This window comes from Taibaiella soli (assembly GCF_003236175.1).
GTDB lineage: Bacteria > Bacteroidota > Bacteroidia > Chitinophagales > Chitinophagaceae > QKTW01.
The window spans coordinates 219256-239741 of the sequence record NZ_QKTW01000009.1 but is presented as its reverse complement, the minus strand read 5'-3'; the positions used below and the strand labels follow the sequence as shown (position 1 = coordinate 239741).

Annotated in this window: 17 protein-coding genes and 1 tRNA gene; 7 read left to right on the top strand and 11 right to left on the bottom strand. The window is 39.9% G+C overall.

Features of this window, described 5'->3' with window-relative positions; all coding sequences use genetic code 11:
- The 6 genes from DN068_RS06305 to DN068_RS06280 all read right to left on the bottom strand — a co-directional run bounded on the left by DN068_RS06305 (position 1) and on the right by DN068_RS06280 (position 6167).
- The gene (locus tag DN068_RS06305; RefSeq protein WP_110998045.1) at positions 1 to 1029 is read right to left on the bottom strand and encodes a hemin-degrading factor; all 1029 of its coding nucleotides are present in this window, start codon (positions 1027 to 1029) and stop codon (positions 1 to 3) included.
- Between the two features lie 11 nt (positions 1030 to 1040).
- Positions 1041 to 1850, bottom strand: coding sequence for a heme ABC transporter ATP-binding protein (locus tag DN068_RS06300; protein WP_110998044.1), 810 nt, complete (start codon positions 1848 to 1850; stop codon positions 1041 to 1043).
- A gap of 1 nt (position 1851) precedes the next feature.
- On the bottom strand, positions 1852 to 2895 hold the full coding sequence (locus DN068_RS06295) for a FecCD family ABC transporter permease (RefSeq protein WP_110998043.1): 1044 nt from the start codon (positions 2893 to 2895) through the stop codon (positions 1852 to 1854).
- Positions 2876 to 3751, bottom strand: coding sequence for a heme/hemin ABC transporter substrate-binding protein (locus DN068_RS06290; protein WP_110998042.1), 876 nt, complete (start codon positions 3749 to 3751; stop codon positions 2876 to 2878). The genes DN068_RS06295 and DN068_RS06290 overlap by 20 nt, the downstream gene beginning before the upstream one ends.
- Positions 3752 to 3818: 67 nt before the next feature.
- The gene (locus DN068_RS06285) at positions 3819 to 5108 is read right to left on the bottom strand and encodes a T9SS type A sorting domain-containing protein (RefSeq protein WP_110998041.1); all 1290 of its coding nucleotides are present in this window, start codon (positions 5106 to 5108) and stop codon (positions 3819 to 3821) included.
- A gap of 420 nt (positions 5109 to 5528) precedes the next feature.
- Positions 5529 to 6167 (bottom strand): HAD family hydrolase, encoded by a 639-nt coding sequence (locus DN068_RS06280; RefSeq protein WP_110998040.1) that lies wholly within the window; start codon positions 6165 to 6167, stop codon positions 5529 to 5531.
- A 121-nt stretch (positions 6168 to 6288) separates the two neighbouring features.
- Between DN068_RS06280 and DN068_RS06275 the strand changes: the two genes are divergently transcribed.
- The 6 genes from DN068_RS06275 (at position 6289) to DN068_RS22500 (ending at position 14522) form a co-directional block, all read left to right on the top strand.
- Positions 6289 to 6362 (top strand) — tRNA-Ile (locus DN068_RS06275).
- A gap of 236 nt (positions 6363 to 6598) precedes the next feature.
- Positions 6599 to 7702 (top strand): DNA cytosine methyltransferase, encoded by a 1104-nt coding sequence (locus DN068_RS06270; protein WP_110998039.1) that lies wholly within the window; start codon positions 6599 to 6601, stop codon positions 7700 to 7702.
- Positions 7669 to 10650: an ATP-binding protein gene (locus DN068_RS06265; RefSeq protein WP_110998038.1), complete on the top strand. Its 2982-nt coding sequence runs from the start codon at positions 7669 to 7671 to the stop codon at positions 10648 to 10650. The genes DN068_RS06270 and DN068_RS06265 overlap by 34 nt, the downstream gene beginning before the upstream one ends.
- A gap of 4 nt (positions 10651 to 10654) precedes the next feature.
- Positions 10655 to 12295 carry a response regulator receiver domain gene (locus DN068_RS06260; RefSeq protein WP_110998037.1) on the top strand — a complete coding sequence of 547 codons (1641 nt, stop codon included), beginning with the start codon at positions 10655 to 10657 and terminating at the stop codon, positions 12293 to 12295.
- A gap of 17 nt (positions 12296 to 12312) precedes the next feature.
- Positions 12313 to 14106: an ATP-dependent nuclease gene (locus DN068_RS06255; protein ID WP_110998036.1), complete on the top strand. Its 1794-nt coding sequence runs from the start codon at positions 12313 to 12315 to the stop codon at positions 14104 to 14106.
- Positions 14106 to 14522, top strand: a complete 417-nt coding sequence (locus DN068_RS22500) for a very short patch repair endonuclease (RefSeq protein WP_110998035.1) — start codon at positions 14106 to 14108, stop codon at positions 14520 to 14522. Before DN068_RS06255 ends, DN068_RS22500 begins: the two co-directional genes overlap by 1 nt.
- Before the next feature lie 732 nt (positions 14523 to 15254).
- Here DN068_RS22500 and DN068_RS06245 read toward each other — a convergent pair.
- The 3 genes from DN068_RS06245 to DN068_RS06235 form a co-directional block, all read right to left on the bottom strand.
- Complete coding sequence (locus DN068_RS06245; RefSeq protein ID WP_110998034.1) at positions 15255 to 15929, bottom strand: hypothetical protein; 675 nt, start codon at positions 15927 to 15929, stop codon at positions 15255 to 15257.
- 117 nt (positions 15930 to 16046) lie between these two features.
- Positions 16047 to 17261, bottom strand: coding sequence for a DNA primase family protein (locus DN068_RS06240; RefSeq protein ID WP_110998033.1), 1215 nt, complete (start codon positions 17259 to 17261; stop codon positions 16047 to 16049).
- A 204-nt stretch (positions 17262 to 17465) separates the two neighbouring features.
- Positions 17466 to 17837 (bottom strand): hypothetical protein, encoded by a 372-nt coding sequence (locus tag DN068_RS06235; RefSeq protein ID WP_110998032.1) that lies wholly within the window; start codon positions 17835 to 17837, stop codon positions 17466 to 17468.
- A gap of 530 nt (positions 17838 to 18367) precedes the next feature.
- On the opposite strand from DN068_RS06235, the gene DN068_RS06225 reads away from it, so the two are divergent.
- Complete coding sequence (locus DN068_RS06225; protein WP_123985249.1) at positions 18368 to 18595, top strand: hypothetical protein; 228 nt, start codon at positions 18368 to 18370, stop codon at positions 18593 to 18595.
- A gap of 400 nt (positions 18596 to 18995) precedes the next feature.
- Here the strand turns inward: DN068_RS06225 and DN068_RS22495 are convergent, their stop codons facing one another.
- Positions 18996 to 19403, bottom strand: a complete 408-nt coding sequence (locus tag DN068_RS22495) for a tyrosine-type recombinase/integrase (protein ID WP_394342325.1) — start codon at positions 19401 to 19403, stop codon at positions 18996 to 18998.
- Between the two features lie 26 nt (positions 19404 to 19429).
- Positions 19430 to 20227 (bottom strand): phage integrase SAM-like domain-containing protein, encoded by a 798-nt coding sequence (locus DN068_RS06215; protein ID WP_110998028.1) that lies wholly within the window; start codon positions 20225 to 20227, stop codon positions 19430 to 19432.
- Positions 20228 to 20486 lie beyond the last annotated feature (259 nt).

Sequence of the window (20486 nt, the reverse complement as noted above, 5' to 3'; positions counted from 1 at the left end):
TTAAAATCCTGTGACGTCTTTTACAATGGCACGCCATTCTTCCAGTTCAGGTTTGCCAGGTTTGCGCTTACCAAAAAACTGGGCAATCATTTGTCCGTCTTTACAGAAAATTTCAAGCGCAGTAACAATGCCGTCGGTACTCGGTTTCTTCACGATATATGAACTTACAATCGCTTCTTCGCGCAGATGCATGCTAAACTCCGGATCAAGTACATTGAACCACGGACCCGTAGCCAGCAGCTTTGTTACCGTACCGGTATGAATCTGAATACAACCTCTGCTGCCTACGAACACCATGATAGGCACTTGTGTTACGGATGCAGCTTCGAGTATTTTTCGAGTAGTATCGACAGACACTTCCTTTACAAAACCTTCCGGAGCGAGACGCAATGATTGTGTACGGCTTAGTTTGAACTGGCGCGTAAGACCGAAAAACTCGTGTGTGTCTTTCAAGTTTTTCCAGCCTTCCTGAAATGCGGCAACATCGATTTCACTATCCGGCAATTCCGCTTCTACAGCAGGATATGCAACAGTGCTGATGATTGGCGTTTGCTCCTGCGCAGTATATTTCGCGACTAATGCCTCATATGCTCCGACATTACTTTCCTCAGTGAGATAAATTTTATGAACTGCTTCGCCGCTCTTATCAAAAAACTGCAGGCTTGTACGATCACCTTCTTTCACAGAAAACGCGAACTGCCAGTGCATCATAAACAGACGCAGGTCGATATCCGGATCGAGCACGATTCCCATTGGTCCTTCAAAAGAAACATTATTGTACACACCTTTACGTTCGTGCACCGCGTTATTGTTTCTAGTCAAAGCCATCACAACGCCCAGCGTGTGCACTTCTTTCAACAGCTCTTTAAAATCACCTTCCAGACGCACAACGCCATCACCCGTGCGCATAGCTACCAGAGCCGCTTCGCTTTGATGCATTATCTGAGCAATATCACGGATACGCAGACGTGGGTTTTCCGCTTTTGCTTTTTCATACTGTTGTTTTAATTCAAGGATTGCATTTTCCATTTTTCTAGCAATTATTTATTGATGAATTGATTTTTTGACTGAATAGCCGGCATCACAATTGGATGTGAATAATCCGGATGATGGCAGATCTGCAAAGGCATGTCATACATTTTGCTGATCGTTTTCTCGCAAAGAATATCGTCTGGTTTGCCAGACCCTATGACTTCCCCTTGTTTGAGCATTAATATTTTGTCGGCATATTGTAATGCCAGATTGAGATCATGAAGAATGGCGATTACACAGTTCCCTTCTGCAGCAAATTCGCGGGCCATCTGTAAAGAAGTATGCTGATGGCGGATGTCGAGATTATTACTCGGCTCATCCATAAAAAGATAACGTGTCTCAAAATTCGCAGCAAACCATATCTGAGCAAATACACGGGCAAGATGTACTCTTTGTTTCTCGCCACCGGAAAGACTCAGATAATTTCTGTCGCTAAACTTATCGATACCTGCTTTTTTCAACGCACTCCGTACAATTGTTTTATCTAAGACAGTCGGTTGTTTTTTGAAATGAGGATAACGCCCCATCATTACAACTTCCGAAACTGTAAATGGAAGCGAAAGATTATTGTGCTGTTGCAAAACAGCCGAAAACTGCGCGCGTTCATCATTTCGCCACTGCTGCAATAATTTACCCTGAATAGAAATTTTCCCAACAGCCGGTTGCAATTGCCCGGTAATAATTTTCAGCAGTGTGGATTTACCAGCACCGTTAGCACCAAGCACAACCAGGATTTCGCCTTGCAAAGCCTCAAACGAAACTTTGTCCACAATAGGCATAGCGCCGATATAGTAGGATATGTTTTCTGCCTGTACCATCTTACACAAGTTTTTCCTGTTTCTTTTCTTTAATCAGGATGTACATAAAAAACGGGGCACCTGTCAGCGAAGTGATGATACCAATCGGCACTTCTGCCGGCGCCAAAAGCGTACGGGAAATCAGATCTGCCAATGTCAGCAAAGTCGCGCCCGCCAAGGCAGACAAGCCCAGCGTATAACGATGATCTGGTCCCGCGATCATTCTAATAATATGAGGAATAACCAACCCAACGAAAGAAATAACACCGGTTACCGCAACAGTAGCACCCACACAAAGCGTAGCCAAAAGGATGATCAACTGTTTTGTTCTTTCGGTTCGCACACCCAGATGAACCGCCGTTTCTTCACCTAGTGAAAAAGCATTGAGCGCTTTACCCATGCGTGGCAACAACAAAACCGGAATAATCGTGAACGGCAGCAAACCTGTTACATTAGTCCAGGAGGCGCCGCCAAGGCTACCGAGCATCCAGAAAGTAATGCTGCGCAATTGTGCGTCGTTCGCTGAATAAGTAAATACACCCGTTACGGCAGATGTCAACGCATTAATCGCAATGCCCGCAAGCAACATTGTACTGATGATCACTCTGCCATTCAACAGCGACAAGCGATATACGATGACAGCTGTAATCAGTGCACCCAAAAATGTAATACCGGAGAGCAGATAAAAACCTGCAGCACCGGCAAATGTTCCGGCCCCTGCTACGAGTGCAATCACGGCCGTCATTGAAGCACCAGAAGAGATACCAATCAAACCGGGATCAGCCAGTGGATTCCTGAAAAGCCCCTGCATCGAAGCTCCTGCAATAGCCAGGGACGCTCCTGTGAGCATCCCCAGTATTACCCTTGGCAATCTAATAGACAACAGAACCGCTTCCTGCGTGTCGCTAAAAGAACTATTACTGTGTATGCCCATCGTCTTTCCAATGATAGCAATGGTTTGCATCGGAGCGATCTTTACGCCACCAATGCCTACACTTAACAGCACCGCAATCACCAGCAGTACAGTGAGCACCACATACAATATTTTAATGGACAGATATTTCATGCAGCATTTTTGACAAAGCAGCTATCGCCTTACCCGTTCTAGGTCCGAACCCTGTAAGAAACTGACCATCCATTTCAATTACTCTTTTATTTTTTCCAGCGTTTGTTTGCGCAACACCTGGTATTTGCAACAGACCATCAACCCCGCCGAGGCTTTGCAGACCGCTGTCAAACATGAGAATCACATCCGGATTTGCAGCTACTAAAGATTCTGCCGTGATTGGCTTGAAATCATCAAAGCCATTAGCGGCATTCTTGCCGCCAGCCAGATCAATCATGCTGCTGGCTGAAGTGTTATTACCTGCAGCCATTAAAGTACCAGCACCACGCGCATATATGAACAACACATTCGGTTGTTTTTCCTGAGCGATCTTAGCGTTTTCATCACTGTCGATTTCTTTCGTCAGCACAACGCCTTTATCTGCATACCCAAGCGTGTCGGCAAGATGCGCGATCAATTCTTTTGCACCCGCAACTGAGTACTGAAGGGGGAAAGAGAGTAATGTAACGTGGGCAGATTGTATTTGCTCCGCTAATTGTGGTTTAATATTTTCCTGAATACCGATTACAATGGTTGGTTTCAATGCAATGATCGCCTCGGCCGACATATTGCGATTATGGCCTACTTTCGGCAGTTGCTTTACTGCATCAGGATACGTACTGGTCACATCCACGCCTACAATTTTATCCTGCAACCCAAGCGCACAAAGCACTTCAGTTGTAGTACCGCTTAACGAAACGATGCGGGTATTGCTGTCGATAACGATGTGGTTATCTTGTTTTGTTTGCTTACAGGAGACACAAAGAAGCACCAGCAAGTAAGCGCACACAGTTATGTGATGTGCTATCTTGTTCATTTCTTGATCATTTTAAGGCATAGCCGCCGCAACAATTGTTGCAAGCGGCTTACCATGGTCAGCTATCTTATTGTACGATGAGTTTTTGTTGTGTACGCGCACCATCCGCTTCTACAGAGATGACGTACATGCCTGCACTCAGGGATTGCGTTGGCAATACATATTGATACAGGCCAGTCGACGTTTGCAGATTGTCACTCAAGATTACGCGACCATTCAGGTCAAACAGATTGAGTTTTGCGCCGGCTACTTGTTTATCGAAGCTATACACCAACGTTACATTTTGTCCGCGACTAGGATTAGGATAGAGTGCCAGACTTGTTTGTGGCGCATTCACATTGCCTACCGCAGTTGGCGCAGGAGGCGCAGTAAAAATCTTTTCTTTAGTGAAAATAAAATTACCGTCAGTGCTGCCGCCAAAACCTGTGAATACCACTTTCCAGATATCATTATTCATTCTTTTTACGAAATAAACCACTGAATCATTTACGTCATAAGTTTGACCATTGAAGGTTTTCCAGTCGAAACCAATTGTACTGATGGATGTAGCAAAAGTGTGGTTGGTATCAACATAGTTACCGACCGTAGAAGGATCAATTACAGCTTTCGCAACTTTCACACCATTGTTTTGCAATACACCTGTTACAGCATATGGAGGATTATAAGCAGAAGAATAGTATTGACCGAATACAATATCCCAGTTAGCCGTCAACGGTTCGCGGGACAATGCAGCGCTGTTATCTAAAGAATAATAACCAAAGTTTTGACCAGCGTAAGTAGCTTTTCCAACCGTATCCGTTGTTTCAGCAGTACCGTCGAGGTTCGCAAACGTAAATGTATAAACACTACTGATCAGCGATTTGATCCAAAGTTTCTTATAAGTACCTGAAACTGTTTTTACGATGTAAATAGAATCACCCATTACGTAGTGTGTATTCATATCGTATAGCCCCCAGCCAAGATCGTTAGCGTTCGTAACGTCTACATTGCGGGAAAGCGCGCCGTCGCCCCAGGTAATATCGGAGTTGTATAATTTAGACCAGGTGCTGAGTCCGTTTGTATCTACTGCAGCCCATGAAGTAGTTGTTGCAGCATCTTTCGGATACAGCCACACGGTAGTACCTCCAATATTATTTGCCATGATACTGGCCGTATAACCGCCATACACCTGAAAAGCGAGATCCCAGTTTTTCTTAGATACAGAACCTTGTTCATCGTTCGGAAGGCTATACCAAACATTATTGGGGTAAGAAACACCGCCGGCATTAGTGCCAACAGATACAGTATCGGTTACAGATTGTGCGTTTCCGGAAAGGGCAGTAATGCCTAGAAGAGCGGTAAGTAATACTTGCTTCATTATATAGTTGATTAGTCAGTTCGTTTAATTGTTAGGCGGCTAACTCCGCTGCACTTTCACCATTTCGCCAGTCTTCTTGCTCCCAACCGACGCATGATTACACATGCGCGCGGAGCAGCACACCTATTTTTTCACACTACCCAAAGCAATGTGGTTATCCCTCTGAAAAACTTTTCCGATCGTGCGCAGCAGTGGGACTGCATCATAGATCAATAACTATTTGTAACGAACAACAGCGTGCAGCAGAACACTGCAGTGTTGTTGAAGGTGGGAGCAAGTATTATTTCAACGCCACAAAGAAATGATCATCTGGCGATTTTAGTTTTTAAAAACAGGAAAACCATTATCAAAAAAGGGAAATGCTAAAAAAAATAAGAGCACCCTTTTGAGACGCTCCTATTTGTATCAATTCTAAAACCTTTACGCAGTCTGCGTTTTAGGTTTGAAAATATGTTCTTCGATGGTCATTCCCTTCTCAATGTAAATTGTTTGAATGCCGGCAAGCCTTGCGCTTTCTATGTGCTGCGGACTATCATCAATGAATAAAGTATGCTCCGCTTTCAATCCATTTTCATCTAGTACATGTTGAAAAATTTCTTTCATCGGTTTACGCATCCCTACACGATGTGATAAATAAGCACGATCAAAAAATAAACCTATGTTAGAAATATTATGATCCTCGAGCAATGTTTTATTGAATGCCGCTTCGTGAATTTCATTCGTATTGCTCAACAGAAATAAATCATAGTGGTTGCGGAGCTGTTGCAAAATCTGCAAACGGCGCAGGGGGAAATCGAGCAACATCGCGTTCCAGGCATCGATAATTTGTTGTTCTGAAAGCGGCAGACCCGAAATATCCTGTATTGCTTTTACAAACTCCGCCTGTCCGATTTTACCGGTTTCCAGCCGATCAAAAACAGGAGTTTGCTGTAATTGAGAATACAATTCTCCGAAATTGCTAATCCCCAAATCAATAAAAGCCCGCTCTGTAAGCTGGTAATCAAGGTTGAGCAATACCCCACCGAGATCAAAAATTATATGCCGGATGCCCTGAATCATAAGTTTCTCTATTTGCGTTGCAAAGTTGACCACTTATAAACAGGTGACAAAAAATAATTTGATCAGCGCTGGATTTTTCAGAAAATAAATTATTTTTGCCGTCCGTTAGCGTTACGCTACAGGTCCTATAGCTCAGCTGGTTAGAGCACCTGACTCATAATCAGGGGGTCCATGGTTCAAGCCCATGTGGGACCACAATACATGTTGATAATCAACTGGCTACATACACCCATTGACAAAAATATTGACATTTTCAAAGCTCCTCACTCGAGGGGCTTTTTTATTTTATGGTTTCTATATAAAAATGTCGCAGCGAAAAGAAAACGACCTAAAGATTTACAGCCCTCATCGTAATCTAAATTCTTGTTTTAAAATGTGGACACATTAGTGTTTGATCTTTATGGAATTTTGTATTTTCGGGGAATTTTATTATGCCCGCAAAAAACACAAATATAACACCCTCACTAAAAGCTGTTGACTTCTTCTGTGGCGCAGGCGGAGTTACTTGTGGTTTTAAAAATATTGGAATCGAAGTTTTAGGGGGAATTGATATCGTTTCTAAATTTCGAAGAACATACGAAGAAAACAATAATGCAATTTTTATTAACGAGGACGTTTCAAACATGAAACCCGAAAAATTGCAAGATTTCCTTCCTATCAATTTAAATCAAGACGATCTAATTTTTGTTGGATGTAGCCCATGCCAATATTATTCCAATCTGAAATCCGACAAAACGAAATCTAAGGCTGGTCGTCTACTCTTAGATGATTTTAAAGAGTTTGTTCTCTACTATAAGCCGGGGTTTGTTTTTATCGAAAATGTTCCAGGTTTAGAAACTAAAGAAGGCAGCCCGCTACACAGATTTAAGCAGCAATTGCGCCTAGAAGGTTACACCTTCGATCAAACTGTGTTAAATTCAAAATACTTCGGTGTTCCTCAAAGCAGACGACGATTTGTACTAATTGGAACTCGTTTATTGAACAAAATCGAGCTTCCCAAACAAATCCGGAAAAAAGATCAAATTGTAACGGTAAAAAAGGCAATTGGAGATTATACAATATTTCCAAAAGTCAGCATGGGGCATAAAGATGAAACTGGCTTTCAACATTCGGTAGCCCGCCTTTCAGACCTAAATATGGAAAGAATGAAAGCGACTCCAAAAAATGGAGGAACTAGACGGGCGTGGTCATCTAACGAAAGGCTTCAATTAGACTGTTATAAAGATCATGAAGGCCATTATGACGTCTATGGAAGATTATTCTGGAATAAACCTGCACCAACAATAACTACCAGATTTATTTACACAAGTACCGGAAGATATTCCCATCCGGAACAAAACCGAGCTCTTTCCCTAAGGGAAGGCGCAACATTGCAGTCGTTTCCTTTAAATTATAAATTCCATTCAACGAATCAAGGAGATATAGCAACAATGATTGGAAATGCAGTTCCTCCGAAACTAGCTGAAGCAATCGGGCAATCATTAAACACACATTGGCATAAATGGCAAAGTTTAAGACAAGAGCAAGGGCATTAGATATGCTCGGTCGGCAACAGATTGCCGGAATTCCAACAGCTATAAATGAACTCTTTAAAAATGCACACGATGCTTATGCAGACAATGTCGAAATAGATTATTTCAGGAAGGGCAAATTATTAGTTCTTCGTGATAACGGCATTGGTATGACCAGAGCTGATTTTGAATCTCGCTGGCTCACACTCGGAACAGAAAGTAAATTTACTAATAGGAAAACCCCACCTCCTTCTCGGCCAGCCAACAAATCAGAACGCGCTATTATGGGGGAAAAGGGAATAGGCCGCCTTGCTATTGCATCTATCGGAAGTCAAGTATTAATACTAACAAAAGCAAGACGAGGAAATTACAATCACAAGATTGTCGCTGCCTTGATCAACTGGAAAATATTTGAATTACCTGGCCTCGATCTTGACCAAGTTACTATACCTGTCAGAGAATTCGATGAACTACCGGACAGAGGAGACATCGAGGAAATGAAGAAAGAACTTATCGACTCTCTAAATGACTTAGCAAAGAATGACGATATTACATTTGAAGAAGCCCAATCTATTATTCAAATAATCACAGAACTAGACGTTTCCCCAATTGAGCTGAACGATTATCTAATTGGAGATTTTTCTCTTGCGAATGATCGTAGTGGGACTTTCTTTTACGTTTCGCCAGTGGACGAAACATTAAATAACGATATTGATGGAGCTAAAGATTCGCAGGATGCAACAAAAATAGAAAAAATGCTCATGGGGTTTACAAACACCATGACTCCTGAACATCCAGAACCGCAAATCACGGTTGCCTTCAGAGACTTCAGAGGCAACGACAACCTCTATTACGACCTCCTAGATAAAGAAGAATTTTTTGCGCCAGAAGACTTCGAAATAGCGGACCATCATTTTCAGGGCATTTTTGATGAATTCGGACAATTTTCCGGAACAATAAAAGTTTACAGGGAAAAAACTTTTGATCATAAAGTTGGCTGGAACGGAAACAATTATAAAGAAACGGAATGCGGTCCGTTTAAGCTCAATGTTGCTTATGTACAAGGGTTACAAAGGCAATCCGTAATAGACTCAGAAAATTACGGCATAATCACAGCCAAAGGCGACAAATACGGTGGTCTATATATCTACCGTGACAATATCCGCATATTACCATACGGCAATTCTGACTATGATTTCATCGACGTCGAAAAAAATAGGACCAAAAGTGCCAAATTCTATTTCTTTTCTTATCGTCGAATGTTCGGCGTAATTGACATTGATAAGAAATGGAATGCCAATCTTAGAGAAAAAGCAGGCCGCGAAGGTTTTATTGAAAACAAAGCCTATCGTCAGTTACAAGACATACTTAAAAACTTTTTTGTACAGCTAGCGGCTGATTTTTTTAGAGAAGGTTCAAGCAGTGGTCCGAAAGCTGAATTTTGGGTTCAAAAACGTGCAGAAAGAGAAACTTATTATAAAGCACTTGAAAGACGAGATCAACAGGCTAAGGTTAGAAAAGAAAAATTCCAAACCACACTGAATAAATTCTTTGATGATAGTAAGAATCAAAAGCATCAAAAAGACATAGCTGAGCTAATTCAAACTATAGAGAGGGATTTTAGTTCAGTTGCCCATATAGAAGATCCCGAAGAAGCAGGACAAGCCTTAATCAATCACGAAATAGCATCTAGAAAACTAATCGATGATTATCGACAAAAAATAAAAATTAATCCGCCAAAGGGCTTTACGATCTCCAAAGATACCTCGCGTGATTTCGAAGCATATCAAATAGAGCTACAGAAATTAGAAAGCGGCCTTCTCCAGGATGCCGCTGATAATATTGACACAATAGTAGAAGAGTATAAAACGCTTTTAAATATTGAAATAGATAAACGGAAAAGATTAGAGATGGCGGTTGATTATATTTCAGCCGAAGCAAAAAAAGCTGCCTCAGCGAAAAGGAAAGAAGCACAAGAAGCCGTTGTAGAAATCACGTCTAAAGTTAAAGAACTAGCGAATGATTTAATGATAGACTTGGATAACCAAATCAGGGATGTAAAAGACAGATTCAAGAATCTTAATGTTAGCAACGAAGAAGATTTTGACCTTGTAGAGGAGAGAAAAATAATGGAGGCAGACATCAGCAGAGGTAAGGATAGAGCAACTCAAACTTTAGAGAGAGTAATCCGTCAATTGCAAGGAATTTACTGGGATAAGGACTCCAATAATGAATTTATTACGAACGATCAAATATCCGATGCGATGGCAGAGGAATTGGAAGAGTTACGAGAACGGGTACAAGCTGATATTGAACTAAGCCAATTAGGACTGGCGGTCGGCGTAATCCATCACGAGTTCAACAGTACGGTAAAATCGATTAGAGGTAGTTTAAAAGATTTGCGAGCATGGGCCGACGTCAACGAGAAGCTGGAAGGTGTTTATAAGAATATTAAAGTAAACTTCGAACATCTTGACAAATATTTAAACCTGTTTACCCCATTAAATAAAAGACTGAACAGACAACGAGAATTTATTCCTTCGTTAGAGATTAAGACGTTTCTGATCGATTTGTTTAAGGCTCGAATTGAACGCCACGACATAAAGTTCAAACACACCAAGGCGTTTGGCAGTCACAAATTATTTGGCTTTAGGTCTACTTTCTATCCGGTTTTCGTAAACATCATTGATAACGCAATTCACTGGCTCAATCAAAATGATGGAGTTGAAGAAAAAGTTATCAGGTTGCATGCTGATGACACAGGCATTTACATCTCAAATAATGGCCCCTCAATCCCAACAAAAGATGCGGAACGCATATTCGAACTCGGGTTTTCACGCAAAGTCAATGGCCGAGGGATGGGATTGCATATCAGCAAAGAAGTACTTGCTGCCGAAAACTATAAAATATACCTTGACTCTCCTAGAGAGGGGGGTAACGTAACATTTAAAATAGAATCTAATAACAGTTAATCCCATGGCCGATTTTCTCACCGTTTCAAAAGAAGTCGCAAACAACTTTCTCCAAAACATAGTCTTTATTGACGACAAAGCATTTAACACTGCCGATGGTGCAACAAATCACGATTTTGATGCATACGCCGTGACTCGATCTTTCGCTGAGAAGAATAAAATTTGCGCAATCTATAAACCTAAAACATCCGCCGATATTGAGCTACTTGCCCGGTTAGCGAAGAAAGCGGATATAACTGTACTGGACTGGCAAATAAACCTTGAGGACGAACCAGTTCCCTTAGGTGCCGAAGAAGAGGATGCAGAAAATGATGATCCAAGAGGACCACACACCTTAAAGATCATCCATGAAATTTTATCTGATCCTATTACAGGCGAAGGCAGCATGAAGCTAATTATTGTTTACACCGGTGAAACTGGGCTGACAGATATCCGCGATGATATTCATAAGAATTTAGAGGAAAACGGCATAGCCGCGACTGCTTCTGCATTCGAAATATCAACCGACAACGTAAAAATTATTATCGTAGCGAAATCAGATAATGAAGTTGATGATAATGGAAACCCTAAATCTAAATTCATCCACAATCCAGAGTTCAACGCACAGGTAAAAAGCTATGAACAATTGCCCGATTTTATCCTCGACGAGTTCACCAAAATGACGTCAGGATTATTATCCAACTTTGTATTAGATTCTTTAACGATATTGAGAAATAATACTTTTCGACTGATAAAGCTTTACAATAAGGGACTTGACCTTGCCTTTCTAACTCACCATCTTCTTCTGCCAACGCCCCAAGATTCTAAAGAGCAAATGATAGATATTTTATCAGACTCTTTCCAAGCTCTTTTACACTATAACAGCGCCGGCAAACGGATTTCGATAACAGACATTCAGGAATGGTTGAAAAACCAAGAATTCAACAAACCTATTACCGTCGGTGGAAAAGCAGCTACTATAAATGCGGCTTTTATTAGCACGTGGACTGAGAAAGGGTTCTCAAAAGCAATTGCCGAACAATGGGGGGAAGACCTTACAGACGATCAAGAAAAAGCGGCGACAAATGTAAAAGATAAACTTTCAAAATCAGTGTCACCACTAACAAATGACAACGCAATTACTGACAAAGACATTGAATTTTCGATTCTGACCCATCATAAAAGTATTTTTAAACCTCGTTCCGTTACACCAAGACTTACTTTGGGTGCCGTAATAAAAGGAAATAAAAGCGGCTATTGGGTGTGTATTCAACAAAGGTGTGATTCTGTAAGATTAAGCGGCGTAACAAGATTTCTATTCCTCCCGTTGAAGGATGTTACGGCAGAAAATGGAGCAAAATTCAATTTTGTTACTCCTGACGGAAAGCATTTAAAGCTCTCGAAAAAAAGCTTCGATTTAAGAACTATAAAATTTGCAGTTGCCGACGGAGAGGATTCTATTAAAGCAATCTCAAAAGACAATAAGTTTCTCTTTGAATCTTTATACAAGGACGGTCATGTAGATTATCATGATGAAAAAGATGAAGCTTACGAATGGGTGTTAGACCTTAAAGATCTCCATGCTCAACGTATCTCACACGACTTTGCTAGCGATCTTTCCCGCGTCGGCTTAGACGAATCTGAATGGCTTAGAAGACGATCATAAATTAGAAATACCTTATCATGTATCAAGTAGAGCAGCTAATAACAACAATAAAAAGCGTTAAAAAATCTGGTAACATCAAAAAATATATTGATTTTATTAGATTCCCATTTTACAGGAATTTAGAAATTGATACAATAATCAATTTTGATTTTCCTCTGACCGTATTCATTGGTCAAAATGGGTGTGGAAAAAGCTCATGTCTACACGCCTTGTATGGCGCCCCACGCGGCAAAACTCCTTATGAATTTTGGTTTGATACAAGTGTAGATCCCGTGGAATATTTCGACGACCAAAAGAAGCGACATTCATTTTGGTACGTATTCAAAAATGAAAGGGGCGAAAGTAACGAAGTCGTCAAAGCGAGAATAAGAAGAAACAACGACCCTAACTATTGGGAAACAAGTAGGCCCTTAGTGTGGGCCGGAATGATACCAAGAGAAGATAGTAGACGTAATCCACCAATAGAGAAGAACGTAGTTTATATCGACTTTAGAGCCGAATTAAGCGCCTTCGACAAATATTTCTATTTCGGCGATACGGTTGGAATCTCAACCCGCAATAAGCAAGAGTTTATTCGAAAAAAATCAAAACAACTTCAAGATATAATCACAGGAAAGAAAGATTTTATTTATACAAAAGCTGGAGCGGTAAACGGGCCAGTTAAAACTTTAAGCGAAAACGAGCTCAAATGGATATCTTTTATTCTAGGCAAGAAATATATATCGGCCCATTTCGTTGAACATTCTTTTTTTAGAAATCATGGTTACACTGTTATATTCAAGACTGATTTTGCAAATTATTCCGAAGCATTTGCTGGGAGTGGCGAGGTTGCAGTAGTAAGGTTGGTGCTTAAAATACTAGAAGCCGCGGAGTATTCACTCATTCTCTTGGACGAGCCCGAAGTATCTTTGCATCCTGGAGCACAAGAGAGACTAAAAGTATTTCTACTAGAACAAATTAAGATCAAAAAGCACCAAATAGTCCTAACAAGTCATTCCGCTTCTATTGTAGATGGCCTACCTAAAGAAGCTATCAAGGTATTTCACCAAAGCCCCAACACTGGCAGATTTTTGGTAAAAGAAAATTTAACTAGCGAAGAGGCATTCTATCATATCGAATTTCCACTTGCCACAAAGAAAAATATTATAGTTGAGGATATCTTGGCTAGTGAAATTATTTTGGCAACATTAAACGAGCTAGGGCCGGAAATAAAAAATATTTTCAATGTCAAATATAATCCCGGTGGCGAAAGTGTCATAAAAAAAGAGTTTATACCCGTATTCTGTCGGGATGGAAGTCGAAATAATTTTGTATTCTTTGATGGAGATCAAAAAACGACTAATGATCATTATAACTGGCAAAAATTTAGCACAGCTGATTTAAACGTTTCCTTTCTGAAAAGTAAAATCAAAGAGCAAACCAAAGAAGATATTAAATTTTCTGTCGACAGTCTTGGAAACTCAGGGAATGAAACTCAACAAATAGAACTTCAAAAAAACTATTTAGACTTCTATTTGTATAAGGTATTCTACCTCCCCAAAAATACGCCCGAAGAAATAATCTGGAGTGACTCATTCTCTAACAGTACTGCAAAAGCGATATTAGGAACCGACAAGTATAAGGAGTATTCGAACGAAATACGTTCAACAACAAACTACAAAGAAAAGTTCTCCATTCATAGCAAATACACATCTGGCGGTAACACATCGGAAGATATACTAGCGACTCAAAAAATCTTTATCCAAAAATGGATAAATGAAAAAAATGGCGACTATAATGCAATCGTCTCCAGTATCGACTCAATCAAATAATGTCTGACATTTATTCTCAAGAAAAGCGATCCCAAATTATGGGCAATATTTCTGGAAAAGACACTCATCCGGAAGTATTGGTTAGAAAATACTTGTTCGCTCATGGTTTTAGATATAGGAAGAATGTAAAAGAACTCCCAGGAAAGCCGGATATAGTTCTAAGTAAGTTCAAAACTATAATTCTTGTCCACGGATGCTTCTGGCACGGACATACCTGTAAAGGAGGCAGACTTCCCAAGACACGAACAGAATTTTGGAGGGAAAAAATTTTGAAGAATAAAGAACGCGATATAAAAAATAAGAAAGACCTTCAATCGCTGGGATGGCGGGTTATAGTAATCTGGCAGTGTGAACTAAGCAGCGCTACGAAAAGAGAAACATATCTTACCGATCTATTAAATCTCATACGCAGCTAGCACTCTTAGACAGACGCCGATAAACTACTTTTCGATAACATCTAAAGTTCCGACGGACTTAAAATACATCAGTGGGGGATCTGCAATATGTTTTAAGAATTTCGAGCATTTGGGGAAGAAATCTCAACTAAAATTCGGGTAAGAAAAAATTTCTATGGAAAGTCTGATTTCGCGGGTGTTCGCACCCGCATATATTTCACTCCAGGAAGGACCCACCGTTTTTATTATTCTGCAATGCCCAGCCCCCTTATATCGTAGGCCGCCGGCGGTTGTAATCAGGTTGGAGTTCTAAGGCCGAATAATGGACGCTACAAATTCGGGTAAAGTTCGGGTATTCGGGAGTATTTTACTGTAAGTTATTTACCCGGAGTTCTTTGTTTTAGCGAACTGTTCTTTTTCCGTATTCTTCCCAGTCTGTAATGGTTATATTGTCAACTTCATTTTTTGGGATTGTACTGAACTCAATATTTATTTTTTTGCCGTCAGGATAATAGGCCGACGATTGGCCGAATGCACTGTGAGTGCTTGCAACAATCAATATTACAAATAATAGAGTTTTTATCTTTTCCACGTTCGTCGAACAACAGGGTTATTGGGTTGTTGAGACACTAAAATAGGAATTCACCCGGTTAAATAGGATGCAGCAATGTGTAAAAGTATTACTGTCAGCTAAAAACGCGCTGAGTCGTTACCAACTAGTAAAGCCCATTCATTTTGAACGGGCTACCTACTTTAATTAGATTGTTTAACTGTGCCAGGGAATTTCCAACCATAACTGTCCCGACCTCTTCCAATAATTTTTAACGCTCCATTGTACGTCGGACTGTTAGACACACTCTCTCTTATGATTGATAGTATTGAACGAAAACATTCATACACCCACTCGATATCTTCAGGGTTCATTTTCTTTAAAAGCAAATTAAACTGGGTATTTAGCCCGTAAGCCAGCCATCTGATATTTACCAGTTTGTCCTTATCAATGCTCTCTATGAAAGATGCGATCTCACTATTGGAGTTATTAAATTGGTAAATTCCTGTCTCATTTTCGAACATTTCCTCTTCATAAACTAATAAAGCCAATCGCCTTGTTTCGAATGACTGAACATCATTTAGCAACGAGACATATAACCATTTCTCAATTGATATTCGGGTAAACATATCTAAGGACTTCATAGTTGACATTACGTCATCTGGAATAGTTAATGTAACGCATTCTGTTTGGCTGTATGCTTCTGGTGGATGGAGCGGATAAAAGGTCGTGTTAACATGTTCTGATGTCCAGTCACTAGTTAAACGATCCATCAAACTCCGCTCTACCCACTCTCCAAAGCTCAATTTGTTTAAGTGTGCCTGCCAACGGATTTCCGTCGCTATCTTTTTGGGTATTTCAAGCTTGATATCTGCCATAGAGTTTTTTGTATAAAAAAAGTGTTTGAAATACTTCACTTCTTTCACTTCGTTCACTGAAGTAAATTATTAATAATGTGTGTAACTGTAAAATGTAATTAGATTTTGTAAAGTACTTTACAAAGAGGAAGAGGAAAGCTCTGCGTACGCCGCGTATATAAACGTGCCGCTGTTTTTGCGAGTGGATTCGAAGCCTAACTTTTTGAGGCGGTCACTAAAGTTTCTGTTGCTTATACTCCGGTATCCGCCGGTGACACAGTAGGTTTTATATTTGTCATACAAGTGAGCGAGTGACATGGTACTATCGACACATGGCCTATACCCCTGTTCTTCTAAAAACAATGCTACAGTGTCACTCGAAATACGATATCTATTCAATATCGCTTTGACTTTTTCGCTAGTGGTAAATTTATTATTCTGGAGCAATCGAGTAAGACCTACAAGAATCCAGTTAAAAACGCCAGCCAATTCGTTCTCAATAATATCACTGGAAAGGTTCGGATCGCGGTCTTTCTCTGGAATTGTTATGTCAAATGGAATGATTACAAACCGTCTAAAAAAGGCTTCTGAATATTCGGATACTGAGGGAAGTGCGTTACAATTGAAAGCTAGTTTCGAGTAAAATTCCATCATAAATGAATTGCCGTATTTCAGCCTGGCTTGCACAGGTTCACCCGAAGCTAGTTGTTTGAACGTATCAACCTCAATAGCACCACTGTTTATTTCACTGCCATAATTCAGTAGTTTGTTCGATAGCATTGCCCTATTATGCTCTTCTTTCAGGCTGCCCAATGACAGCGTTGAAATATTTTCTCGGCCATAGACCGCATACATTACTTCAAAGAAAACTGATTTTCCGTTCGCACCATCTCCGTATAACAACAAGCACTTTTCCAATTTTAATTTCCTGGTAAACGAATAACCCATAAATTCCGCTAGAATGTCACGGCATTGACTTTCCGGTAATACTTTCAATAGGTATTTTTCAAATCTTGGGCATTTCGCCAACGGGTCAAAGGCAAATGGCAACTGGTAGGTCATAAAATCCGCCTTCCGATGTTCTCTCAACTTGAATCCTTTCGGAGTAATTTCTAAAGTCCCATTCTTTAAATTAATAAGGACAACTTCATCTGAAATGATTGGCGTGGGCAAGTACGCCGCCGAAAAAAACTGCTTGAACAATTTATCGCGGAATTCATAGTGTTGACCTTCTAGGCCCTTGTGGCCGACTTTCTGACTCGCGAGGCCTAAGAATGTTTTGAATTCTTTACCATCGATCAACTCCCAATAAGTTCCGTTATAAGCATAAATAAAATCATGACGCTGGCACAAACCGAAATTGTTTTTTTAGCTTGGCGAATAATTTCATCAATAATGCAGACAATGTAGTGCTTCTGTTTTATGCCGCTTTTAACTTCGTCGCCGGCGCGTTCGTAAATAAGTGTGTTAAGATTTACCTCTTGAAGATTATCCAGAAGATTCTGTAGGACGGTGTTTGAAAGTGGGACTTGACAAAGGGTCGTTAGGTTTTCAATTTCATTGTGCAATATGGGCCTCCTTGGTTTTGTGGGTTTTTAAATTGGAAAGTGATTGGGCAACTTTTACTTCTTTAAATGTGGCAAAAAACTCATCCCTTTTAACAAAAGAACGGTTGCCAAATTTGTAGAGTTTAATCATGCCGTTTTTTACATGATTGTAGAATGTTTGTCGGCTACAATAGCGCGGATAAACGTCTTGTACTGGCATGAAAAGCGTGTGATCGATAGCATCTTTCTTTTCGGTTTTTTCAATGAACCGGCTTTCGAGCAAGGTTTCAATCCTGGCAAGTTTATGCTCCAAGGATTCAAAAGGATTTGTCATAGGACTCTGCGGTATGTGTGTATGTCTATTGTAATCGACAAAATCCATTCTTCAAAATTTTCAACGCATTTTTTTTCGATGGTTTGACTTTGCGATTCTTTGAATAATCGACGAAATCATTTACCATAACGGGTTTCATAGCATCCCCTTAGATGAGAAGTTGACGTAAAAAATATTTCCCTCAAGTTATTCGACTTCGGCAAAGTACTGCTTACCAAACCGTATGATTCCGATTATGACTCATAGTGACAGACAATATACCGCTAATGGATTGTGATTATATGACATTTATTCGTGGTACCTCCCTTGATATAGGTATTTTTATGACATGTGTACTGACATTTTGACCAACCTTTACATTGGCATTGCAATTGATGCAATATCTATAGCCCATAAAATCAGGGCGTCTTTCTAGCTTATGGCGAAATCATCAAAACCAGCTCCTAAGTACAGGGATGCCGACACCGGTCAATACACCAGTAAAGATTATGCTGATAAAAACCCCAAAACGACCGTAAAAGAAACCGACAAACCGAAAACTCCACCTAAAAAAAAGTAACATGACTGAAAATGAACTTTTGGTCCTACAAACAGTGGGTCAGTATGTACCGGCAGGCGGTAAATTAAGTGTATCAATTGATAGTCTCTGTAGACTCACAGAAACCAATGTGGATGAGCTTACGGACATACTGAAAACGTTGGAGAATGAGCGATATATTGATCGGTGGATCACGACAACGCTTACATCAGAAAACTTCGTTTTGGCAATTACTGATAAAGGTCGTATTGCTGCGACAGTTGTTTAGAGATGATAGACTTTTCTAGTATTCCCCAGCTTTTATCTTTACCGGCGATGTAAGCTGGGGTTAATTCTCTAATTTCTCTGAATTAGATTTCCATAGTAAGTAGGTCTAGCCATAGGTATTGTTAGTATCGTCAATGTACTGAGCCAACACCCAAGTAAAAACTGGGCTATAAAGACCTTTTTGTAACGTCCATAAGTGACAATACACAAAAAAAACGAAGCATTATTTGCCAAACACAACATTGCGGAAATGGTGAATAAACAAAAGGGGCGATTGCCCCATTTTTCGCTAACGCCATAAGGGTTTATTTTAAGCAGAATAGAATGGTAGAATGTTGTAGCCTTGCTATGTTTTGTGTGCGAAGTGAACGAGTGAAGAGAGAAAAAACATTCTTTTTATGCTAGAATTTTTCTGAAAATGCTGTTTCTAAATCCTCATCATCGACTTTTACATAAGCTCGAAACTGTTCGTAATTTTTATGTCCAGTAACTTTCATTATTAATTCTGAGTCTATCCCCTTTTTCAGCGCGATAGTGCAAAAGGTTCGCCGGCCCGTATGACTAGTGATTAAGTTGTAGCGAAAGTCACTCTCGGTAACCTTCTGTTTGCCTACCAACTTTACCCATTGATGTTTTTGATTGAACTTAGCAAGCTCACAAATCTCTTTTAGATAGTCGTTGAACTTCTGATTAGAAATAACCGGAAAGCCTTGAGGATACTTTTCAAAAAGTACATCTAGGTGATTTTCTAGTTTGGAATGCTTAGGAATTGCAACAAGAGCATTAGTTTTTTCTTGAAAAATGCGGATAGATTTACCGTCATAGTTTTCACGATCTAATACTTTGTGAACGTCTGAAAACCTTTGCCCAGTAATATTTCAAGCAAAAACAAATCTCTTACTTTCTCCAATCGCTTACTTGCCGACAAGTCTAAATTAATCAGCTTTTCAACTTCATGCTCTTTGAGTGCAATCTTAAAAACTTCATGCTCTTTTAAGTATTTCCAATCATCAAGGTCCCTACCATTGAAGTAACCTTTCTTCGCAGAATATTTGAGGAATCTCTTCAGCGATTTCAGATATTTATTCGTCGTCGAGTTCGCAGTTTTTAAATCAAGAACAAAATAGCTGATAATGCTTTCCCACAAATCCTTATTGAAATTTTGGAATTCGACACTTTCATTACGCGCTTTCTTAAATTCAGTCAAATGGTTCTCCATTGCACATTGTATCTTATAAAACTCAACTGACCAATGTATCCTGGATGCCTCCTTATATTGTTCAAAAGCATTGGCGAAAGTTACCTGGTTCTTATCATCTATCCAGCCTATACGTGTCCAATAAATATTCCGAACATCTTGTAAGCTATACTCGCCTTGCTCCCTTTGCAGCTGCATTGCAAGCAATCTCAAGTTGTCGCTGATTGAATTGAGGATACTGTTATACTCCAATGTGAACGGAGTATTTCGCTTAACCAATGTCTTATCTCCTTTCTTCTCTCTGGAGTTACAATATTTGATAAGAAATTCCTCGCCGGCGGCGAATCGAAGACGCGAACTTTTATTTGAAATAGATACGTAAAGCTGTGATTGAGTTTTTGCATTCGGTGTTAGCAGGTAAAAAGATACGTTCATGGGTTTTAGTTTGCCATTTCCGCCGGCGATGTAATTACACCATTGACAAAAACGTTGACAAAAATACTAGACTTTATTGGAATATCCATGAATCCACCCTTATGCAAATTTGCATAAACAGCTGTAATACAGCTGTTTTAAAGTCAATCCAAATCCATCCAAAGCATAGAATTCCATTCCATGTGGGACCACACAAAAGACTTCCATAAATCAAAGTCTTTTTTTTAAAAGTGTGACAGTTCTTGTAAAGAACTAAGCA

Excerpts from the sequence above, each read along its gene's own strand:
- DN068_RS06285 (WP_110998041.1), bottom strand. The coding sequence starts at position 5,108 with ATGAAGCAAGTATTACTTACCGCTCTTCTAGGCATTACTGCCCTTTCC.
- DN068_RS06270 (WP_110998039.1), top strand. The coding sequence starts at position 6,599 with ATGCCCGCAAAAAACACAAATATAACACCCTCACTAAAAGCTGTTGAC.
- DN068_RS06305 (WP_110998045.1), bottom strand. The coding sequence starts at position 1,029 with ATGGAAAATGCAATCCTTGAATTAAAACAACAGTATGAAAAAGCAAAA.
- DN068_RS06245 (WP_110998034.1), bottom strand. The coding sequence starts at position 15,929 with ATGGCAGATATCAAGCTTGAAATACCCAAAAAGATAGCGACGGAAATC.
- DN068_RS06300 (WP_110998044.1), bottom strand. The coding sequence starts at position 1,850 with ATGGTACAGGCAGAAAACATATCCTACTATATCGGCGCTATGCCTATT.
- DN068_RS06235 (WP_110998032.1), bottom strand. The coding sequence starts at position 17,837 with ATGGATTTTGTCGATTACAATAGACATACACACATACCGCAGAGTCCT.
- DN068_RS22500 (WP_110998035.1), top strand. The coding sequence starts at position 14,106 with ATGTCTGACATTTATTCTCAAGAAAAGCGATCCCAAATTATGGGCAAT.
- DN068_RS06280 (WP_110998040.1), bottom strand. The coding sequence starts at position 6,167 with ATGATTCAGGGCATCCGGCATATAATTTTTGATCTCGGTGGGGTATTG.
- DN068_RS06290 (WP_110998042.1), bottom strand. The coding sequence starts at position 3,751 with ATGAACAAGATAGCACATCACATAACTGTGTGCGCTTACTTGCTGGTG.
- DN068_RS06295 (WP_110998043.1), bottom strand. The coding sequence starts at position 2,895 with ATGAAATATCTGTCCATTAAAATATTGTATGTGGTGCTCACTGTACTG.
- DN068_RS06215 (WP_110998028.1), bottom strand. The coding sequence starts at position 20,227 with ATGAACGTATCTTTTTACCTGCTAACACCGAATGCAAAAACTCAATCA.
- DN068_RS06255 (WP_110998036.1), top strand. The coding sequence starts at position 12,313 with ATGTATCAAGTAGAGCAGCTAATAACAACAATAAAAAGCGTTAAAAAA.
- DN068_RS06260 (WP_110998037.1), top strand. The coding sequence starts at position 10,655 with ATGGCCGATTTTCTCACCGTTTCAAAAGAAGTCGCAAACAACTTTCTC.
- DN068_RS06265 (WP_110998038.1), top strand. The coding sequence starts at position 7,669 with ATGGCAAAGTTTAAGACAAGAGCAAGGGCATTAGATATGCTCGGTCGG.